Below are 20,139 nucleotides of genomic sequence, written 5' to 3' on the forward strand. Positions count from 1 at the left end.
AGACTCGACTCGACGTTATTCATCGCGCGGTTACCGTCGGCAATTAAACGTCGTTTTACTCCGTGTCGACGCCGGCTTCGCTGTTCGCTAATGCCCACCCGTTACGTAATTCGTCCTCGAAATGTTTACAGTCCTCCCAGGTGGGAAGCCGGTCGTCAACGTCGGCAAGCAGAGGAGCGACGCGATCCTTCTCTGAAAAAATCGGGTCGACTGTGGCGGAGTTCTGATCTGAGGACTCGTCGGAGTTGAGAAGCGACTGGCAATCAATGCCAAGGGCGGGATCCGTTATCCGAACCCCGAACTCGCGCGAGGGATCGTACGCGGTGCTAGTCAGATACGTGGCGACCGTATTGTCCTCGTGCGCGACAAACCCGTGCCCGATGCCTACGGGGAGATACACCACGGCGTGATTGTCCTGGTTGAGCGGGACGACGATGTGCTTGCCATAAGTGCTGGAACCCTTGCGCAGGTCCACAATGATGTCGCTGAGTGCCCCCGCGGGACAGGTCACCATCTTCGCCTGACCCGGTGGGACCTCGGCCAGGTGGATGCCGCGCACGACGCCGCGGGCCGACACACTCATGTTCGCCTGCTCCGGGAAGAACGGGTAGCCGAGGGCCTCGGCGAAATCATCCGCCTTGTACCACTCGTGGAAACTACCCCTCTGATCAGCGTGAACAGTGGGATAGAAGATGAACACTCCCGGGATCGGGGTGGCGACGTACGTTGCGTGCTGGTCGGGTTCCTGAACTTCGAGTCGGGACGTCATGCTCACCAGCCTAGTGGCGTGGCGAGGTGGGCGCGGGCGGCATGGGTGCCGGGTGGTGGCTTGGTGGATTGGGTGCCGGTTTTATGTGCCCAGTGCAGATGGGTCATCCGTCACGTCCGCCACGCGTGGTGAACGCGCTATCGGCAAGCAACTGACGACCGCCGCTGCGACCAAGAGGACAGACAGGATAACCGCGGACATGTGTGGGTGGCCAGAGAGCGCAGCGAACAAGAGCATGCCCAGCGGGGTTCCAGCAGTGAAAACCAGCTGGTCTTTGGTGGCAAACTGGTGCACGAGTTCGTCTTTCCCTAGGGACTGCCCCAACGAGTCCCAAGAGACGCCTGCGGAGGTCATGAGCAAAGACGCGACACCGCCGACTAGGGCAATAACGATAAACACTGGAGAGAAAGCCAACGCCAATAACTGCCCTGCCAAGAACAGCAGCATCAGGAATTGCAAGGTCGTGAAACGGACTCGATCCAGTTTCCTTAAGATCGTGGCGGCTGAGCCTAGCAATGAACCGATTGCCAGGGCGGTAGCCATGAAGCCCCAGGTTTTCTCGTCGAACGAGTTCATGATCCATGTCGGGCCAGCGCTTCCGAGGAAACCGTTGACAAGGGAGGCCACTAGCCAGGTACCCAGCCCCACCTGTACCCAGCGGGGCAACACCGCGGTGGGCTTTTTTGCACTGTTTACCTTGGTTTGAGCCGACGCTGCGTCGGTGCTTGCGGAGTCGGCGTTGTTGGCAAGGTCAACGTTGTCAGCGGGGTCAGCATGGGAAGCCTGTGGAGCTTCCTCAGCTTCATCAGTTCCGGGAGCATCGTCGGTCGCCGAATTTCTGCGCACTCTAAAGAATGGCAATACGAACAGCATTGCTATCAGAAACGTAGCTCCTTCGATAAGTAGTACCGTGCGAAAACCCAATGTGATCACGGCTGCGGTGCCGATTAGTGGGCCGGCGATATATAAAACATCACCGAGGATCGACAAGGTCCCGTTGACGCGCGTGCGCTGCGAATCCGTGAACAACAGCGCCAGTAACCCGAAGCGAGCCGGGGTAAAAAATGAGGAGGCGCATCCGTACACGAAACTTGAGACGGCAAACGAGGCAATCGAATCACCCTGGACAAGCACCCAGGCAACTAGCCCCCACTGAGCCAGTAAACGAACAAAGTCGCTACTTAACATCCAGCCCACAGGACGAATTGGCGGCGGCAGTTTGCGCACTACCACGGAACTGATAAATCGGCCTGACCATAAAGCAATGAGCACCATCGTCAAGCCCCGACCGGAAGAATCTACTCGGTGGGCCTGAAGCGCAAAAGCAATAGGAATCAGCCCGTCGCCTATTCCAGAGATTAATGCGGCTAAAAAGAGGAGCGATAAAGTTGATTTAAACGATAGTTTATTCATCACGCTCCGTAATTCTCATTGAATACGGGGGGTGGACAGCAGTCCTTGTTCGAATCCGAACTGCCAAACAATAAGCTCATTAAGTGGTTACCTCACTAGAAAAAGTATGACAACACGCTACTGAGAAGGCTGAGCACGGATTCTCCACAAGGCTGTTTACAAAGCACAAAAGTCCCTTAAAAAAGGGGATGGCACTATACTCACATCATTTTTAAAAGACTCAGCTTTATGGTGACCGTTAAACTCCTTGCCCCTCTTAAGAATGGTATTAATACATCTAGCACGGAAGATGCGCTACCTAAACGAAGGAAACAAAGTATTAACAAAATATCACCCTAATTAGGGTTGTTAATTACCTTCGCGCGGCGCACAGGACAAGGTGCCACGAAATACCTGGTCGCGCCCGGCCTACCCGACCTCCCTCTCGGTGAGCGCATACTTTTCCTCAGCAGCCTTGGCGGCAACCTCCCACCACGTGTGATTGCTCCGATACCACTCAATCGTCTCGCGCAGACCGTCGGCAAGAGAATGAGTTGGCTCCCACCCCAGCTCCGTGCGGAGCCGCGTCGGGTCGATCGCGTACCGACGATCATGGCCCGGCCGATCCGTGACATGCACGAAATCATCACGCGGCCGGCCAAATGCCTCGAGAAGATCCCCCACGATCTCCAAGTTGGACCGCTCCCCATCGGCGCCGATGAGGAACGTGCGGCCGTACAGCGCCGGATCGCGCCGGGCAGCGTCGATAATGGTCCACACGGCACTGTTGTGATCGTCCACATGGATCCAATCGCGCACATTCTCGCCCGTGCCATACACGCGCGGCCGCCGCCCGCCAATCAGCCCGATGATCTGCCGCGGGATGAGCTTCTCCGGGTGCTGCCGGGGCCCGTAGTTATTCGAACAATTCGAAATCGTGGCCTTCAGCCCGAAACTGCGCACCCACGCGCGGACCATATGATCCGCCGACGCCTTCGACGCCGAATATGGCGACGACGGGCGATACGGCGACCTCTCCGTGAAGCGCTCACCTGAACCGATCGGAAGATCCCCGAACACCTCGTCCGTCGAAATGTGGTGGAGCGGAACGTCATACTTCACGCACGCCGACGCCACTGTCACCGTACCCTCGATATTGGTTGTGAGGAACGGCGCCGGATCCCGCAGAGAGTTATCGTTGTGGCTTTCCGCGGCGAAGTGCACAACTTGATCGGCCGACTTCACCAGCTTGTCGACGAGTGGCTGGTCACACACGTCGCCGACGACCAGTTCGCAGAGGTCGGTGGAGTCTGTGGCGTCGGGCTTTAAGCTCTCCGGATTACCGGCGTAGGTCAACGCGTCGAGGACGACGATCTTCACGTTGGGATAGTGCGCCCGCGTGTAATGAACAAAATTCGAGCCGATGAAACCAGCCCCGCCGGTAACCAAGACAGTGCGCATGGCAAACACCGTACCTCAGCGTTCGGCCCAAGTGGTCAGGATGGGCTAGCGTCCGGCGCGGCTACTGCATTGCAGCTTCGCGAGCCTCCGCTTCCGCAATTGCATCCTCATACGTCGGCGTGTCCTCGAGTTCCTTGCGGCTAATGCCCTTATCCCCCACCATGCGGTTGATAATCAGAGCGATGGCACCATCGCCAGTAACATTGCACGCCGTGCCAAAGGAGTCGATCGCGATATACGCCGCAATCATGATCGCAACCTCAGAATCAGAAAAGCCCAGCATCGACGAGAGCAACCCCGACGCCGCCATGATCGCGCCCCCCGGCACGCCCGGCGCAGCAATCATCGTGATGCCCAGCATCAGCACGAAGCCGATCATTTTCGCCGGCGTCGTGTCGATGTTCGCCATCTGCACAATCGCGAACGCGAACAGCGAAATTTTCATCATCGACCCAGCCAGGTGAATTGTCGCGCACAACGGCACCGTGAAACCGGCGACCGTCGGATTCACGCCATTCTTCTTCGAGCACTCGTACGTGACCGGGATGGTCGCAGCCGACGAGGACGTCCCCAGCGCGGTGATATACGCCGGGATCATGTTCTTGAACACGCGCCACGGGTTGACCTTCGCGATCCCCCCGGTCACCGAAAACTGCAACAGCAGTAAAACCCCCGTCATCGCGATGGCCAGCACGATGACCTTGGCAAACGACACCAGCGTGTTCGTCAAATTGCCGTTCATGCCCATCGACAAGAACATGCCGAAAATGAACGGCGGCAACAGGGGGATCACGAACTTGCTGATCACGCGCATAATCACGCGCTCGAGGTCCTTCGCGCCCGCGTACAGCGTGTCGCTCTTCACCGCCGTCATGGCCACGCCGACGGTGAACGCCAGCAGGAGGGCCGTCATCACCTCGAACGGTGGCTTCATCTCAATTTCGAAGAACGGCTTTAGCGCACCGTCGTCGACAGTTTTTGCCTTAAAAAGATCGTCGCCCTTCAGCAACCACGGATACACTACCGACGCCGTGCCAAAGGCGATCAGGCCCGAGAAAATAGTCGAGCCGTACGCGACGCCCGTTGTAATCGCTAGCCACTTGCCGGCGCCGCGGCCTAGGCCGGAGATCGCCGGGGTGATCAGCGCGAAAATGAGCACCGGGATGAAGAAGCTCAGGAAGTTGCTGAACAGGCTGTTGTACGTGACGAACACGCGGGCAAGCCAATCAGGGAAAAACAACGAACAGACGATGCCCGCGATGATGGCGATGATGATCTGCCACAAAAGGTTACCGCGAATGCGCTGGCCGATGGACTTTTTAGGGTGGGTGGTGGTGTCCTCTGGGGTGCTGGCCTTGTTGGCCGCGTCGTTTTCCGTGGCTCCCTTAGTCGCGCTGGTCCCGCTCGTTTCGCCGTGCGACGCCCACGTTGTCGCAGATGATTGAGCTGTGCTGGCCGGGCGGGAACTATTCTCTGCCGATCCCTCCATAGGGGGTTCGTTCGCTGGCTGCTCAGGTGGGACCGACTTGGGCATAAGGGATCTTCCTCTTCATGTGACCTTTTATCCCCAATGAGATTATTAGGAGGTCGGCCCCTTTTCCAAAGCCTCGCCCGTGATTTAACTTCCTGGAAATAATCGAAGGAGTTGGTTACCGCCCAAGACCTCTTGGAGATCCAGGTCTGCTGGAAAACCGGAGACCATTGGCCTCATGCCTGTGGGAAATGAGGATTACTAATTCCTAACGACGCTTGTGTCGGCCGATTTCTCTAATTCTGCGGGGGTATATGGTCATCGGAAAAAACTGCGGGGGTATATGGGCGAAAAATGGCCAAAAATTGACCATATCCCCCCGCACTTTCCCCACCAGGTCAGATATACCCCCGCAGTTTTGGTTCACACCGAGCTACCTGCCCTCTTGGGCGCGTTTCACCCCTGCATATTCGCCTAAAGGCTTCCTCAATCCCGCGGAACTAATTCAACCCGGCGTACGAGTGCAGCCCCGATACTACGAGGTTGATGAAGAACAGATTGAACACCATAATTCCGAAGGCAACCACGTTGATCCACGCTGCTCGCTGGTCTTTCCACCCCGTCGTGGCTCGAGCATGCAGATAAGCTGCGTACAAGATCCACGTGACGAACGACATGGTCTCCTTGGGGTCCCAGTTCCAGAAGCGCCCCCACGCCGATTCAGCCCAGATCGCGCCAAAAATCACGCCGAGCCCGAAAATCGGGAACGCCACGACGGCTGTGCGGTATGCCAGCCGGTCAAGTCTCTTGGCACTCGGCAGTGGTCCCGCGATTTTTCCCATGAAACCATGCTCTTGCCCCACCGGCTGAAACATCCTCACGATGTACGCCAAGCTACACATTCCGGATATCAGGCCGAAACCAGCACCAATGGACACCGTCGATACGTGAATCGGGAACCAGTATGACTGCAACGCGGGTACCACCGGTGCCGATGCCGCGTACAGCTTCATGCCGCCATAGAACAGCAGCGCAACCACGGGGGTCAGCACCCAGGGCCACATGATGCGGTTCTCGCGCTTAGTCAGGACCACCGTGGCGACGATCATCGCGACCAGCGACACCAAGGCGACATATTCGTACAAATTGCCCCACGGGAAGCGGTGCGCCGACAACCCGCGCAAAATGACGCACGCCGCATGGAACAGCAGCCCGAGGAAAATGACGCCCTGTCCGAACGTCCCCAAGCGATCAACACTGTCTTGGCGAGCGTCGAGTTCAGCTTGGCTCATGACCGGCCGGTCGTGGGCAACGCGCCCCCACAATGAGGCGGCCCGCGAGCCTCCGCGATTCGACGAATCAGCAGAGGTTGTGGAGGCAGCATCATCTGTGCCAGTACCTGCACCCACGCTTACCGACGCGACACCGGATTCCGACGCCTCCGAGGCAACGCCCGATTTCGTCGCGCTAGCTCCAACCAGCTCCTTGTCCGAGGCACCCTGGCCTACAGACCGGTTTCCGGACTGGCTTTCCTCACGACGACTAGCGTCCTCATATGCCTCTTGAAGCATCCGCTCGCGCACGTAATAGGCCAACATCACGATCAGCCCGATGACGTACACGGCGAAAGCCACTTTGAACGAAAAGTCTGAAAACGAGGCGAGAGTCTTATTAACCGGCATAGTTCTCCTCTTGATCTGTGCCCAGGCTATTCCACGTCACACTTTGGAGCAATAAACACGCCATACGCCCAGGACGCACGCCACGGCCCGCTCATGAATAATCGCCATCAATCGTCCCCATCAATTATCATCAATCCTCCTCGTCATCCTCGTATTCATCGTCGTCTGGTTCCTGCAGGATAGCCCGGGCATATTTGCTAAACTCCCGGCCCCATCCGGCCCTGTCCGTACGTGCAAGCCCGGCGGTCTCGACAAGCGCGCTGCCGTCGTCTTGCGGTGTGACGCGCACCCACATGCGTCGCCGTTTAATAGACACGGACTCAACCAACCCGGCGAGCATGATAAGCGTGATTCCCAGCAGGTATCCCTGCGTCGGATCGTGGCTGACTTGCAGGTTCACGAACGGCTTTGCGCCATTAAAGGTGATTTCAGTCCCGTCGTTAAGGGTGGTTTTCTCGCCTTTCCGCAGATTCACGCGATCAATTTTCGACAAAAGCCCCTGGTGGATCAGGCTCGTGTCCAGGGTGAATATGCTCTGCCCCACGCCCGTATCCAATCCGGCATCGCCGCGGAACACGTCGATCGCAACAGCCTCATCGTCCTGCGTGGGAAAGCGCGACGCCGAGAGCACATTGTTGTTTTCGCCGGTAAATACGGCCGTCGGCGCATACATGCCCTGGATCGCTAACTGGTTTTTCCGTCGTTCTTGCAGGTCAGGATACATCCCCGCAGGCGGGTCGAACCGCATCGCACCGGCCGACAAGAAGTTCGTCATGTCGGTCGGCTGCCATTGAATCTCTCCGGTGCGCGTCTCGCCGTCGGGCCACTTGACCGTGAACGACGGCGCATAACCATGTCCCTGCAGGTACACGCGGTCACCAGCGATCCGCAACGGGTGGTTGACCTTCAGCGTGTACTTTGTCCACTCCGACGTGGGCTTATCGACGTCGTCCTTCGCGGCGTACCGAATGTCGGACGTAAACATTTTCGCCTGTCCGTTGGATAAGTAGTCCGCTTTGAAGTCCTCGATCTGCAGGCAGTATGGGGACAGTCGCGTTCCGTCGACAAGAGCCCCGTGGCGGAAGGAATCGAAATTAGCGACGGCTGAGTTGCAAAACTGCGAGTTCTCATTACCGGCGATGACGATGACCTGGCCTTCGTAATACATCAGGCGTCCGGCCGCGATGAAAACCAGCATGACGGTGAGACCGATGTGGAAAACCAGGTTGCAGAATTCGCGGGCGTATCCGCGTTCCGCGCTGAACGACCATTGCCCGGCGCGATCCTCATGTGCCGACGTTTCACGCGTGTGCCATTTTTTGAACCTCGGGGTGATGTGGGTGCGCGCGAAGGTGTCGGTGTCGGAAAAATCGCTGGCTGGGATGGTGCGGGCGCGGTAATGGGGCAGCCGGTTGAGGTTTTTGGGCGCTCGGACGGGCTGGGAGCGCATCGCTGTGTAGTGTTCCCATGTGCGGGGGATGATGCAGCCTACTAGCGATATGAACAGCAGGACGTAGATGGCGGTGAACCACGTGGAGGAGAAGACGTCGAAGAGCTGGAGCTTGTCGTAGATCTGCCCGAGCTTGCCGTTGTCGGCGATGTAGGTGTCTACTTTCTCTTGGTTCAGGGAGCGCTGCGGAAGGATGGCCCCTGGGATTGCGCCGAGGGCCAGGAGGAATAGCAAAATCAGCGCGGTCCGCATGCTGGTCAACCAGCGCCAGGGGATACGCCACAGTGAAGAAAATTGTTTGCGCGCCAAATCGTCTGCCTTTCTTTTGCTATCCGATTATGGTCTATGCGGCAGATCAATGGTGAAGTGCGTCCACCGAATCCGATCATCGGTCGGGCCCAACCACGGTCGTGGGCTAAGGATCTAGATGGGTGTCACCGTGCTGGTCACTGCCCACTGCCGGATCCACGACACAAAGACCGCCCATTGGCCTGTGACCAGGGCAATCCCTACGACGATCAAGGCGACGCCACCGGCGATTTGAACCCCGCGACTGTGGCGACGCAACCACGATACGCTCGATAACGCTTTGGAAGAGCCCAATGCCACGATGACGAAGGGTAACCCCAGCCCCAAGCAGTAGAAGATGATGAGGATAACTCCGCGCAGGGCCGTCGTCCCTTCGGTTCCCGCAGCAATGCTAATAATCCCGGCGAGAGTGGGGCCTAAACATGGCGTCCACCCGAGGGCGAACACCGCCCCCAGAAGCGGAGCCCCCATTAACGTGGACCAATGCTTCGGAGCCATACGGCGTTCATTCTGCAGAAACGGTATGAACCCCAGGAATACGACGCCCATCACAATGGTGACAACGCCCCCGACGCGTTGGAGAAGCTCGTTGTTCATCTGGAGGGCGGAGATAGCGCCAAAGATGGATGCCGTCGCTAAAACGAAGACCACCGTAAAACCGGCGACGAAAAGCAGCGCAGCCCCAGCCACGCGGCCACGGTGGGAGCGAACTTTTGTCCCCTCGGCTGTGATGTCACTTTCCGCGCCGACGACACCGGCAAGGTAGGAAATATAGCCAGGCACCAGCGGGATGACGCATGGGCTTGCGAAAGAGACAAGGCCTGCCAGCGCGGCAGCGCCTAACGCAAGGAGTAGCGGGCCCGACGCGGCGGTGTTCGCAAAAACGGAACCGACATCAACATGAACCTGGGCGGGGATCATTATTCCTTCTCCAGGGTGTTCACAACGTCCATGATTTCTTTCACATTGACTTCGCGGAGGAATACCGCCGCTGGCCGGTGTTGTTTATCGAGGACAATCGTCGTCGGCACGACGGATGCGGGGATTCCGCCTAGAGAGATAGCAGATTTGAACGAGGGATCGTAGATGCTCGGGTAGGTGATGTCGTTATCTTTGACGAAATCCTGCGCGGCCTGCTTGTTGAAATCACGGACGTTGATCCCGAGAACAGTGCCGGCTGGTTTGCTTTTCGACGTGCCGGAATCATCCGAACCGTCAGCCCCGTTCCCCGGCCCTTTTTGCAGGTCATCCTGAATTTCTTGCAGGTCATCGACCTCAGTGCGGCACGGGGCACACCACTGCCCCCAGGCGTTCAGCACCACGATTTGGTTATCGAAATCCGACAACTTAATTGTCTTATCCGGCTCCATTAACGACGAACCGGATAGGTCTTTTACTGGCTTGCGATCTTTCTGGTCGTACTTAATGACCAACTGGCCACCCGGGGAGACGAAGCTGAAATTTCCGCCGACGGCGACCGCGTCTTTACCAGCCGTTTCGTCAGAACCACAGGCGGTCAGTGTGGTAGCCCCCACCGCAGCCACGGCACAGGCCACAAGTGCCGACACTACAGTGTGACGTACGGATCGCGCCCAAGCCTGACGATGGGTCATTCTGTGCGTACGTGCCGGCCGGCCACCGTAGGCAGCCACCTTTGGGCTAGCGGATGTCGTCTTCTTCATCACTCACACCACCTCACACTGACTTCGGCCCATATCGTCATCACCTATACGCCACGTGCCGGACCTATACGCCATGTGCTGGCTCGCTATAGACCACATCACTCACTTGGGCACGAATCCTCGAGGCCTTGTCCGCCGCACGAGCATCCGCCGACGCACGCGACGTCGTTTCACGTGTCACACCCGGCGCGCCCACTTGTGCAACCGAGCTGACCTGCGCGGGGTTGCCCACCTGCGCAGCGGAACCCGCCAGCGCAGCATCGTCATCGTCGAAAATAAGGCTGGTCACGCTGGCCAGTGAACACTGACGAACCGCCGGATTATGGGCCAACGCTTTGCCAGCGTAATCACGCTGCAGCATCACGATAGGAAGCTGGTGGGAAACCAGCACAGCCTCGTGGCCACGAGCTTCTTCACGCGCTCGTCCGACTGCAATCCACATCCGGTCACAAATGTCCTGGTAAGGCTCGCCCCAACTGGGCTGCATCGGTTCTGTCAGATGATGCCACAATTTAGGGTTCCACAGCTGGGAGCGCCATCCCTTGATCCGGTGCCCTTCTAGCTCATTTCCAGCCTCGATGAGGTCATCATCAATCTCGATATCCACACCGGTCACCTTCTTGAAGGGCTCGGCAGTTTCCTGAGCGCGCACCAAAGGCGATGCTTTCACCACTGTCACATCATGATCCCTGAAGGCGCGAGCACACATCGACGCCATGACGCGTCCACGATCGCTCAAGTGATAGCCGGGTAAGCGGCCATACAGAATGCGATCCGGGTTGAAGACCTCGCCATGACGGACGAGGTGGACAATCGTGGACACGTACTTAGCCCTCCTTGGTGGCCGCTGCGGCCGCCTTCGCGGCAGGACGCAATGCAGATTCAATGCGAGAGAAATCTTCGTCGGTCAACGCCGTAGATACAAACCAGGTCTCAAACGGCGACGGAGCCGTGTACACACCATTGTCTAACAGCTCGTGGAAGAACGGGGCGTAACGGAACGTGTCCGCGGCTTGCATATCCGCGAAATTATGCCCCTCACCCTCGGCAAACCGCACCGACAGGAACGTCGACGCGCGCTGGATGTGGTGGGCAACGCTCTCACGCTCCAGAGCCTCGTGCAGCAAGTTCTCCAACCGGTCAGCATTCGCGCGGATCGTCGCGTAACACTTCTCATCTGCCAGACGCAATGACGCTAACCCAGCAGCCATCGCTACGGGGTTACCCGACAAAGTCCCCGCCTGGTACACAGGGCCCTCCGGCGCAAGGTACGACATGATGTCGCGTCGGCCACCAAATGCTGCAGCTGGCAGCCCGCCCGAGACAACCTTGCCGAAGGTGACGAGGTCGCCCGCCACACCATCGACGCCGTACCAGCCCTCATGCGATGTGCGGAAACCCGTCATAACCTCGTCGAGAATAAGAAGAGCACCATACTCGTGGGCGATGTCCTTAAGTCCGGCATTGAAACCCTCATGGGGCGCGACGGTCCCCATATTCCCGGCCGCAGCCTCCGCGATCACGCAGGCGATGTCGTCGGGGTGTTGCTCGAAGGCGTCACGAACCGCGTCGAGATCGTTGTAGGGGACCACGATGGTGTCACTCTGGGTCACGCCTGGTGAATCCGGCAAACCGAAGGTCGCCACACCACTGCCCGCCGAGACCAAGAGGGAATCGACGTGCCCGTGATAGCACCCCGCAAACTTCACGACCGTTGACCGGCCGGTGAAGCCGCGCGCCAACCGCACCGCGGACATGGTTGCCTCGGTTCCGGAGTTGACCATACGCACTTCGTCCACTGCGGTGCGGTCGATAATTTCCTTAGCCAGGCTATTTTCTGCAGCAGTGGGTGCGCCGAACGATAAGCCCTTCGTCGCCGCTTCCTGGACGGCCTCCACAATCGCGGGATGGGCGTTGCCGTGCAGCATCGGACCCCACGATGACACTAAATCCACGTACTCGTTTCCATCGACATCCCGCAGGTGGCTCCCCCTCGCGGAGTCAATGAACAGTGGCGTACCCCCCACGGAGCCGAATGCCCGCACCGGGGAATTCACCCCACCCGGGATTAATTCACGAGCTTGTGAGAATAAATCACTACTACGAGTCATAGTTTTCATGGTAGGGAACTCCACCGCTAACTGCCCACACTCATCGGTGGAGGACGTCGCCTTGCGCGAATACCCCGGCCCCCGCTCTGGTTCTTGCCGACGCTTATACGCCATCGCTGCCGCATTCGCGCGGCTATCAGCAGCCTCGTTGAGTTCATGCCCGGCGTGCCCCTTAACCCACCGGAATGTCACCTCAGCCCCATTCTTCCGACGACGTGTAAGCAGTTCGTCGATCTCCTTGATTTGCTCCAGGTTCAGGACGGGTTTCCCATTCGACGTTTTCCAGCCTTTTTTCTTCCACCCATGAACCCACTTGGTTACCGAATTAATGACGTACTGGGAGTCGCAGAAAATCTCCAATTTCTCCGGAATGCCATCTCTATCGCACATATATTCGGTTACACGTAACAACTGACGGACAGCCTCAAGCTCGCCCTTGTTATTCGTTCCGTGTGCCCATCCCCCAGCAGCCCAATGAGCGTCATCAATGTACCAGGCCCACCCCGACGGGCCTGGATTTCCAATCGCCGATCCATCAACCGCAGCCGTAATTGTCATGACGCTCAGTGTAAACGGCACCTAGGACACGGGACCATAAGTGCCGTTATCCACGGCCAACGCGGCGACGCGGGTTACACACCATTCCGCGCAGCCCACACCTCACACAGCTGACGCGGCGATGCCTACAGGCGCGACCCCCAAGCGCTACGCCCGCCGCAACGTCAGGGTGCGCATCTCAATCACGGTTGAGCCCAAAAGCATCAAGAACGTAGACACCAAGGGGTTAATAATTGACAACGCCCCGCCCACCAGCGCAAAGGTGTTATATGCACGCGAAAAGTTCATATTGCCCTTACCAACACGCCGCACCTTCGTCGCCAAGTTCACCGCGTCAGGAACGGCGCGCACCTCGTCGCGAAGGATAACGACCGACGCATCAACCGTGTCCAAGCAATCTGCAGCACCGACGAGAATGCCGACGTCGGCCACCGCCAGGTACTTCATCAAGTCGCGGTCACCAACGAGGGCGACGCTGTAGCCTTCGCGGTGCATGGATCGCACGGCCGCCCCTTTACGCGATGGCGCGATCCCGGCCAGAACCAAGCTCATGCCCAAACTATCCGCGGATTTCTTGGCCACTGGGTAGGTATCACGGGATAACATTCCCGTCTCAATACCCATATCTTCCAGCTGCTCGATGGCCTCCGCCGCGTCGTCCTTCGTCGCGTCGATCACGGTAATAACGCCACGGTTCTTGTTCTTCCAGGACACCACCAAGGGGGTGCCACCAGAGATCGCCGCCATTGCAAGGCGATCATCTTTCAGTTCAGACAAGTCGCGGGGCCGCCATAGCGCAGCTTTCACAGAACTCATCTCGCCGCGAATCGGAATATCCACGGTGCCAATAAAGGACCCGTTGTCGGTGATCTGCTCGCCCGTCACCTCAATCCAGTGAGGAACACTGTTCCCTCCGGCTCCCAGGTCACGAGATTCACGGGCAGCTTTCACCAATGCACGAGAGACCCCATGATCGCTCTCCATGGCCAGGGCACCCGCCACACGAAGGATCAAGTCAGCGTTTTCGCCTTCCGCCGCAGTCACGCTCTCCACTTTCATGTTTCCGGTGGTCAACGTACCGACGCGGTTGAAAAGCAGCATGTCACATTCGCCCAGATCCCACATCACTTGCTCGTCGCGGAATAAGATGCCACGGCTAATCGCTCGGGCCAGCCCTAACCGCGAGGCCAACGTCGTGGAGATAGCCAGGGACACCGGCCCCACCCCCGTGAGCACCGCCAAACTTGTCGCCAGGGCACCCGCCGCGTCCTTCATAATGAGGAACCAGTTCAGGAAGCACATCACGGCCAGCACTATCGCCCAGGGGACAAGGAGCGATGCTGACCGGGTCGCGGTGCGGGTCGCCATATGCTCCGCATAATCGCACTCCTCGACCCAACGGTGCATGGCCGCCAGACGCGTCGTATGTCCGGACCGATCGACACGGATCTTGAGAGTATCCCCCATATTGCGCCCACCAGCGTAAATATGGGAATTAACCTTGACGACGGTTCGGTTACTGTGCCCCGACACCGGCCCCGGACTAATTAACGACGATCCGCCAACAACAACTCCGTCGACGGGAATAATGTCGCCCGGCCCGACCAGAATGTCCTCACCAGGGTGGAGCTCTGCTGCGCTGACAGACTGCTTCCGTGGCCCATCGGCAGTCCGACGAATGACGGTGACCATCATCCCCGAATCCACGTTGTGTGTGGACAGTAGCTCCATGCTGTGCAAGCGATTGCGTCGTGACAGTAGCCGCCCCAGAAGAACCAGGGTGGTTGCTCCACAGGCGACGTCGAAAAAGACTTGCGGTTGGTGCTGGAAGACAAGCCATTTGGGTGCCGACGTCCAATCACCCTGCGGCCGCATAAAAACGACGGTGCCCACAGACCACACATATGCGACGGTCACGGCCAGTGATGTTGCAGAATCAAGCGCGGCCATCTTTCTGCGAAGACCGCCGACGGCTGCCCGGTGGAAGGGCCACGCACAGTAGGACACGACGGGCAACGCCAATCCCGCCGACACCCACTGCCAGTACGGAAACTGAAGCCGCGGGAAAAGGGCGATGGCGACGACCGGCACCGACAGCGCCACCGCCACAATAAGCCGAAGCTTCGTGATTAAAGCGCGCGCGGTAAACAGCGCCTCCATGTTGTCCGGTTTCTTCACCCGGAATGGATGGCGAGACAAGAACGACTCGTTGTGCCGACGATGCCGACGTCGCTTCCGTTCTCTTCTTTCCTTCTCGGCCTCGGATTCAATGACCTGACGGTACACTGACCCCAATTTTTTGACGGCACTCACGCCGCTGGCCTGGAGGATCGAAATGATGTGATCCACCGACATCGAACTCGGTGCAGAAATCCATGCCGTCGATGGGTTTCCGTAGACAATGCGGGCAGTCACACCGTCGACATCCGAGAGCATCTTTTCGATATCACCCGCGTGGACGGCGTCCTCAAGCCCGTCCAACTCCAAGGTGAACGAGTGGTATGACTGCTCTTCATCCTCGTCATTCAGCAGACCCGCGTGGCGACGCTCGACCCCCAAATCGCGGGCAGCGTCGACCGCCGCTTTGATAGCGGTTTCAGACTTTTCCAGGGACTCCGGGTCAGCGGGAAGTAGCGAACCATCCGCCGCGCGTCGGTTATTCCGGGGTGAGTACTTCCCCGAGTGGGAACCATAGGGGCGACGGTGCCGCGGAAAATCTGTCGTGGGCTCGCCCGGTGTGGGCTTCTTGGGTGAGCTATCTGGCATTTGGTCTTCTACAGCCGATTTTTTTACTGCCATAGCGAGCGAACTCCGAAATACGATCGTGCGGACGGCTGGACCATACACATCACAGCGATGGCCAGAAGAACAGCGATGAGGGCTAGGACAAAACCGCCGACGTGGATAACGAAAGCCATGATATTAAGAGCAATTCCGCCGGCCGTCAATGCAATCAGCACGCCCCGGGCACGTCGGCTACCTGCCGACATGGGGGCCACTGCGAAACCGATGGCACACCCCAGAAGAACATTGGCAATACCGACTATTCGCATATTCCGTTCCCACGCGTGAATGAAGTCAGAGTTCTCATGGCCGGTGTAGTTGGCGCTAGCTAAAATCAGGCCGGCCAGAACCATCAGCAACGCAGCGATAATAAACACCCACCGGGCTACCGTAACCGCAGGTGGGCGTGGTTGATCTCCTGATGAGGAGGTGGATTCACTATCGGTGCTGGACATCGGCATACTTGTACCTTACGTGCCGATACCTTTTCTGTACTATTTTCGAGTGTTCCGATCGCCGGAGTGACCGGAAGTGTTGGAGTCTCCAGGGTCCCCAGAATCGTCCTTAGAGGATGTTCCCCGCAGATAATCGGATGCTGGCGGCCGGGTAGAAAACCAAATACCTACCGCCGACAACACGGCCGAGACAATACCCAGCGAGCCTGTTGCCCATACAAACACATTCGAACCGACGTCCGGCACCGCGAATGCACCGCTTACACCATTAATAATTAGGTAGGCGGATCCCACGATCAAGAGGAATCGCGTCCACTTCTTTCCCTTCACGAATTGTCTGATCAGGAGAACTGCGACCAAGCTAGCGACGATGTAAAACACGGCGATCATCACGCCACTGACAGAGGCGATGGCCGAATTACTGACATTATCTGCCGACATGCCATACGTATCTTCAGCCTGTTTGATGGCACTATCCAGAATCGACGGGTTCGCGATGACTTCAATTCCCGTCAGCACACCAAGAATCGCCTGTAGGAGTGCGGTCCACATCCACGCTGTCCGCGCATCCTTAATATCTTGAAGTGGTTCAGGCTTCGTTTTCTTATCACCGTCATTGTTCGACGACGGAGACCCGGTCACCGCCTGCGGCGCCACCCCGTACCCACGATTCGCGTCATCCGGGCTGTATCCGCCATCCGTACTGTCCGGGCCGTACCCACGGTTGGAGTTTCCCGGGTTCTGCGCTCCTCCTAGGGCCGGTTCACCTCCGGGAAGTGGATCGCCACTGACACCTGGTTCTCCTGGGGCTGGTTCACCTAAACCCGACGACCCTGACTGTCCTGGTGTCGACGGCGGAGCAGGAGTCGGCTGCCCTGGCGTCGGCCCCGAACCGGGTGTAGGCCCGGATCCCGGCGCGGGCGAGGGTTCCGGTGCGGGTGATCCGCCGGGGGCAGATGCCATTCGCAGCGTGGGGGACGGATGTGTGTGCTCAGGTGAAGCCATAAATTCCTCCAATACGGGGTGGCAGACTACCGCAGCGGGGGCTCAGTCTAGCTCGGTTCGGTAGTGTGGTCAGCGTCGTGACCGGGTGTGACTCATTCCACGGCCCTGAACCGCGTGACTTAGTTGTCCTTCAACCAGTGGGCTACTTCAGTGGCATAGTACGTGAAGATCATGTCCGCCCCGGCCCGCCGGATAGAGGTCAATGATTCAAGCACGATGCGTCGCCTATCAATCCACCCATTCTGCGCGGCCGCCTCAATCATGGAGTACTCACCGCTGACCTGATACGCGGCCACGGGAACGGGCGAGAAGTCCGCTACCTCACGAACCACATCCAAGTACGCCATGGCCGGCTTGACCATCACCATGTCCGCGCCTTCGTCGATATCCAGCTGCACTTCGAGCAACGATTCACGCCGATTCGCAGGATCCTGCTGGTAGGCCTTCCTATCACCCTGCAATGAGCAGCCCACGGCATCACGGAATGGCCCGAAGAATGCTGACGCGTACTTCGCCGAATACGCCATGATGGACACGTCCTCATAGCCAGCATCGTCGAGGCCACGTCGGATCTCCGCGACTTGCCCATCCATCATCCCTGATGGGCTGACAATGTGCGCCCCCGCCTTGGCCTGCGATACCGCCATCTTCACGTAGAGCGGCACGGTCTCGTCATTATTCACAACGACGGTCCCATGCTTGTCTTCCGTCAGCACTCCGCAGTGCCCGTGATCGGTGAATTCGTCCAGGCAGGTATCGGCCATGACCAGGATGCTGTCGCCGAATTCTTTGCGTACCGCGGCGATTCCGCGGTTAAGGATGCCGTCGGGGTTCCATGCCTCGGACCCTTGGGCGTCTTTCTCCTCCTCGAGGGGAATGCCGAAGAGGTCAACGCACCGAACGCCGGCGTCACGAGCTTCGCGAACGGCGTCGATAAGAGAGGACACCGTGTGCTGGTACTGCCCCGGCATGGAGGGGATTTCTTCCGGCTGGTCAATGCCATCGCGGACAAATAAAACCTGAATCAGGTTGGCCGGATCTAAACGAGTCTCGGCAACGAAGTCCCGCATTGTCGCCGACGTCCGCAACCGACGGGGGCGGCGTTGAAGACCTAAGCTATCGCGGGATGTGCGGTTCGTGCTCTGAGAGAATTCGTTAGTTTGTGACATGCGCCCCAGGGTACTACGTGGTCCCACAGTGCTACTTACGAGGACTTTTTCTTCTTCCGCACTTTCCGGGGAGGCGGCAGTTGCCCCGCCGCACGCAAACCTGCCACGTGTTCGGCGAGCGCGTCCACGAGTTCGGGGACCCCGGCTTCTTCTGGCACGACGTCAACGCGCAGACCGCATTCTTTCGCTGTTGCCGCCGCCATCGGGCCGATGCAGGCAATAATCGTGCGCTGGTGGGGTTTTCCAGCGATTCCAACGAGGTTTTTCACGGTCGACGATGACGTAAAGCACACCGCATCGAATCCGCCCGACTTGATCATGTGGCGAATATCAGCACTGGGCGGGGCCGCGCGTACGGTGCGGTAGGCCACGACGTCGTCCACGTCCCAGCCCAAGTCAATGAGGCCGTCGACCAAAACGTCGGTGGCGATATCCGCACGCGGAAGAAAAACCCTGTTCACGGGGTCAATATCGCTATCGTAGGGTGGGAAAACATCCACTAGTCCCGACGCGGACCGGGCATTGGCCGGGGGCATGAGTTCGGGGTTAATGCCTAGGTCCGTCACGGCTTTCGCGGTTTTCTTCCCGACGGTCGCGATACTCACTCCGGCGAAAGCACGGGCATCCAAACCGATCGCTGTCAGCTTTTCCCACACGGCTTTCACCGCGTTCACCGACGTGAAAACGATCCACTGGTAGCGCCCATCAACCAGGCCTTTAATCGCACGTTCCATTTGGGCCGGGCTGCGCGGTGGTTCCACAGATATCGTCGGTACTTCCCACGGGATAGCACCGTGCTGAGCTAAACGGGTACTCATTGGTCCTGCCTGCGACTTCGCGCGGGGCACCAAGACGGACCAGCCGTACAATGCCCGGTTTTCCCACCACGAATACTTGTTGCGCGCACCGACCTCAACACCAATGGTGACCACCAGGTGCCCTGGTAGGTCCCCTTCGCACGATGTCAAGGTACCTAAGGTAACGTCGCAGGTTTTCTGCAAGCGAGTGGTACCGTTCACCGTGACGGTGGCCGGCGTGCTCTCGGGCAGACCACGATCCACCAGCCGAGACTCGATGACAGGAAGGTCCTGCGCCTCCGCCTGAAGAACCAGCGGCTGGGGCGCCTGGGCAAGCCGATCCCACGTCGCCGTGTCATCGCTACCCGTCACATCGGTTTCGGTAAAACTTGAGCCGACGGCAATTCCAGCGAATGACGGAACCGTCGAGGGAACCGACATTCCTGGCACGACCTGGAAATCGGCATCCTGAGCAGCCACGGCGCTAATCTCAGCTAAGACTGAAGTGTTGCCCAGGGGGTTGCCCGCTACCAGACGAATAACATCGGTTCCCGTCGCGGCCTGAGCCAACATGGCGTCGGCCGTTGCCTGGGGGTCGCCTTCGGGGCTGCGTATATTCGCCGCCGTTGGGGGCGGAGGGGGCGTTGGCCGCCGACGCGACCCTTTTGCTTTCGCTTCCTCCACCATCCGGGCAAACTCTTGCTCGGCTTCCTCTACTTTCTCGCGAGGGACGGGGACATCATGTCCCACGAGACGGCAAATAGATTCACCGACGCCGTCGTCCACCCATGCGTCCGCAATAGATGTCAGAACTTCTCGTGCGCGCACCGTTAAGAGGTCGGGGTTACCGGGGCCGGCACCGACGAACAGGATGCGCCCTGGAGTCGAGTTGGTCATGGAGATCCTTTAAAGCGGGGTCGAACCGCGGCTAATTTTGACTAAAAGAGAATAAATCCTACTACGTGCTCAATCCAAAACGACGACACCCTCCGACATCACAGACAGGGGCTAGTACCCGCCCGACGGAGGGCCCCACACCGGCGC

General features: G+C 58.6%; 14 protein-coding genes and 2 pseudogenes. All 16 read right to left on the bottom strand.

Features of this window, described 5'->3' with window-relative positions; all coding sequences use genetic code 11:
* Positions 1-55 precede the first annotated feature (55 nt).
* Positions 56-769: a dTDP-4-dehydrorhamnose 3,5-epimerase family protein gene (locus KCQ76_RS04865; RefSeq protein WP_046203211.1), complete on the bottom strand. Its 714-nt coding sequence runs from the start codon at positions 767-769 to the stop codon at positions 56-58.
* 81 nt (positions 770-850) lie between these two features.
* A complete protein-coding gene (locus KCQ76_RS04870; protein ID WP_046203212.1) occupies positions 851-2,182 on the bottom strand; it encodes an MFS transporter in 1,332 nt (443 codons plus the stop codon).
* A 408-nt stretch (positions 2,183-2,590) separates the two neighbouring features.
* Entirely contained in the window at positions 2,591-3,622 is a 1,032-nt protein-coding gene (rfbB, locus tag KCQ76_RS04875) for a dTDP-glucose 4,6-dehydratase (RefSeq protein ID WP_046203213.1), read from the bottom strand.
* Between the two features lie 61 nt (positions 3,623-3,683).
* On the bottom strand, positions 3,684-5,156 hold the full coding sequence (locus KCQ76_RS04880; protein WP_231725453.1) for a dicarboxylate/amino acid:cation symporter: 1,473 nt from the start codon (positions 5,154-5,156) through the stop codon (positions 3,684-3,686).
* Between the two features lie 437 nt (positions 5,157-5,593).
* Positions 5,594-6,775 carry a c-type cytochrome biogenesis protein CcsB gene (gene ccsB / locus KCQ76_RS04885; protein ID WP_046205077.1) on the bottom strand — a complete coding sequence of 394 codons (1,182 nt, stop codon included), beginning with the start codon at positions 6,773-6,775 and terminating at the stop codon, positions 5,594-5,596.
* A gap of 130 nt (positions 6,776-6,905) precedes the next feature.
* Positions 6,906-8,477: a cytochrome c biogenesis protein ResB gene (locus tag KCQ76_RS04890; RefSeq protein WP_221914827.1), complete on the bottom strand. Its 1,572-nt coding sequence runs from the start codon at positions 8,475-8,477 to the stop codon at positions 6,906-6,908.
* Between the two features lie 171 nt (positions 8,478-8,648).
* Positions 8,649-9,455, bottom strand: coding sequence for a cytochrome c biogenesis CcdA family protein (locus tag KCQ76_RS04895; RefSeq protein WP_046203215.1), 807 nt, complete (start codon positions 9,453-9,455; stop codon positions 8,649-8,651).
* Complete coding sequence (locus KCQ76_RS04900) at positions 9,455-10,147, bottom strand: TlpA disulfide reductase family protein (protein ID WP_046203300.1); 693 nt, start codon at positions 10,145-10,147, stop codon at positions 9,455-9,457. Before KCQ76_RS04900 ends, KCQ76_RS04895 begins: the two co-directional genes overlap by 1 nt.
* Positions 10,148-10,478: 331 nt before the next feature.
* A pseudogene (locus KCQ76_RS04905) lies at positions 10,479-11,039 on the bottom strand (histidine phosphatase family protein); the annotation flags it as partial.
* Positions 11,040-11,043: 4 nt separating this feature from the next.
* A complete protein-coding gene (hemL, locus tag KCQ76_RS04910) occupies positions 11,044-12,336 on the bottom strand; it encodes a glutamate-1-semialdehyde 2,1-aminomutase (RefSeq protein ID WP_060942065.1) in 1,293 nt (430 codons plus the stop codon).
* A 117-nt stretch (positions 12,337-12,453) separates the two neighbouring features.
* A pseudogene (locus KCQ76_RS10790) lies at positions 12,454-12,885 on the bottom strand (ribonuclease H family protein); the annotation flags it as partial.
* Between the two features lie 147 nt (positions 12,886-13,032).
* Positions 13,033-15,684: a heavy metal translocating P-type ATPase gene (locus KCQ76_RS04915; RefSeq protein WP_052723080.1), complete on the bottom strand. Its 2,652-nt coding sequence runs from the start codon at positions 15,682-15,684 to the stop codon at positions 13,033-13,035.
* The gene (locus tag KCQ76_RS04920) at positions 15,675-16,130 is read right to left on the bottom strand and encodes a hypothetical protein (protein ID WP_046205076.1); all 456 of its coding nucleotides are present in this window, start codon (positions 16,128-16,130) and stop codon (positions 15,675-15,677) included. The genes KCQ76_RS04915 and KCQ76_RS04920 overlap by 10 nt, the downstream gene beginning before the upstream one ends.
* A gap of 33 nt (positions 16,131-16,163) precedes the next feature.
* Entirely contained in the window at positions 16,164-17,129 is a 966-nt protein-coding gene (locus tag KCQ76_RS04925) for a hypothetical protein (RefSeq protein WP_046203218.1), read from the bottom strand.
* Between the two features lie 119 nt (positions 17,130-17,248).
* Entirely contained in the window at positions 17,249-18,298 is a 1,050-nt protein-coding gene (hemB, locus tag KCQ76_RS04930) for a porphobilinogen synthase (protein WP_046203219.1), read from the bottom strand.
* 35 nt (positions 18,299-18,333) lie between these two features.
* Positions 18,334-19,992, bottom strand: a complete 1,659-nt coding sequence (locus KCQ76_RS04935) for a bifunctional uroporphyrinogen-III C-methyltransferase/uroporphyrinogen-III synthase (RefSeq protein ID WP_046203220.1) — start codon at positions 19,990-19,992, stop codon at positions 18,334-18,336.
* Between the last annotated feature and the right edge of the window lie 147 nt (positions 19,993-20,139).

The sequence above is a fragment of the Corynebacterium parakroppenstedtii genome (assembly GCF_019754935.1).
GTDB lineage: Bacteria > Actinomycetota > Actinomycetes > Mycobacteriales > Mycobacteriaceae > Corynebacterium > Corynebacterium parakroppenstedtii.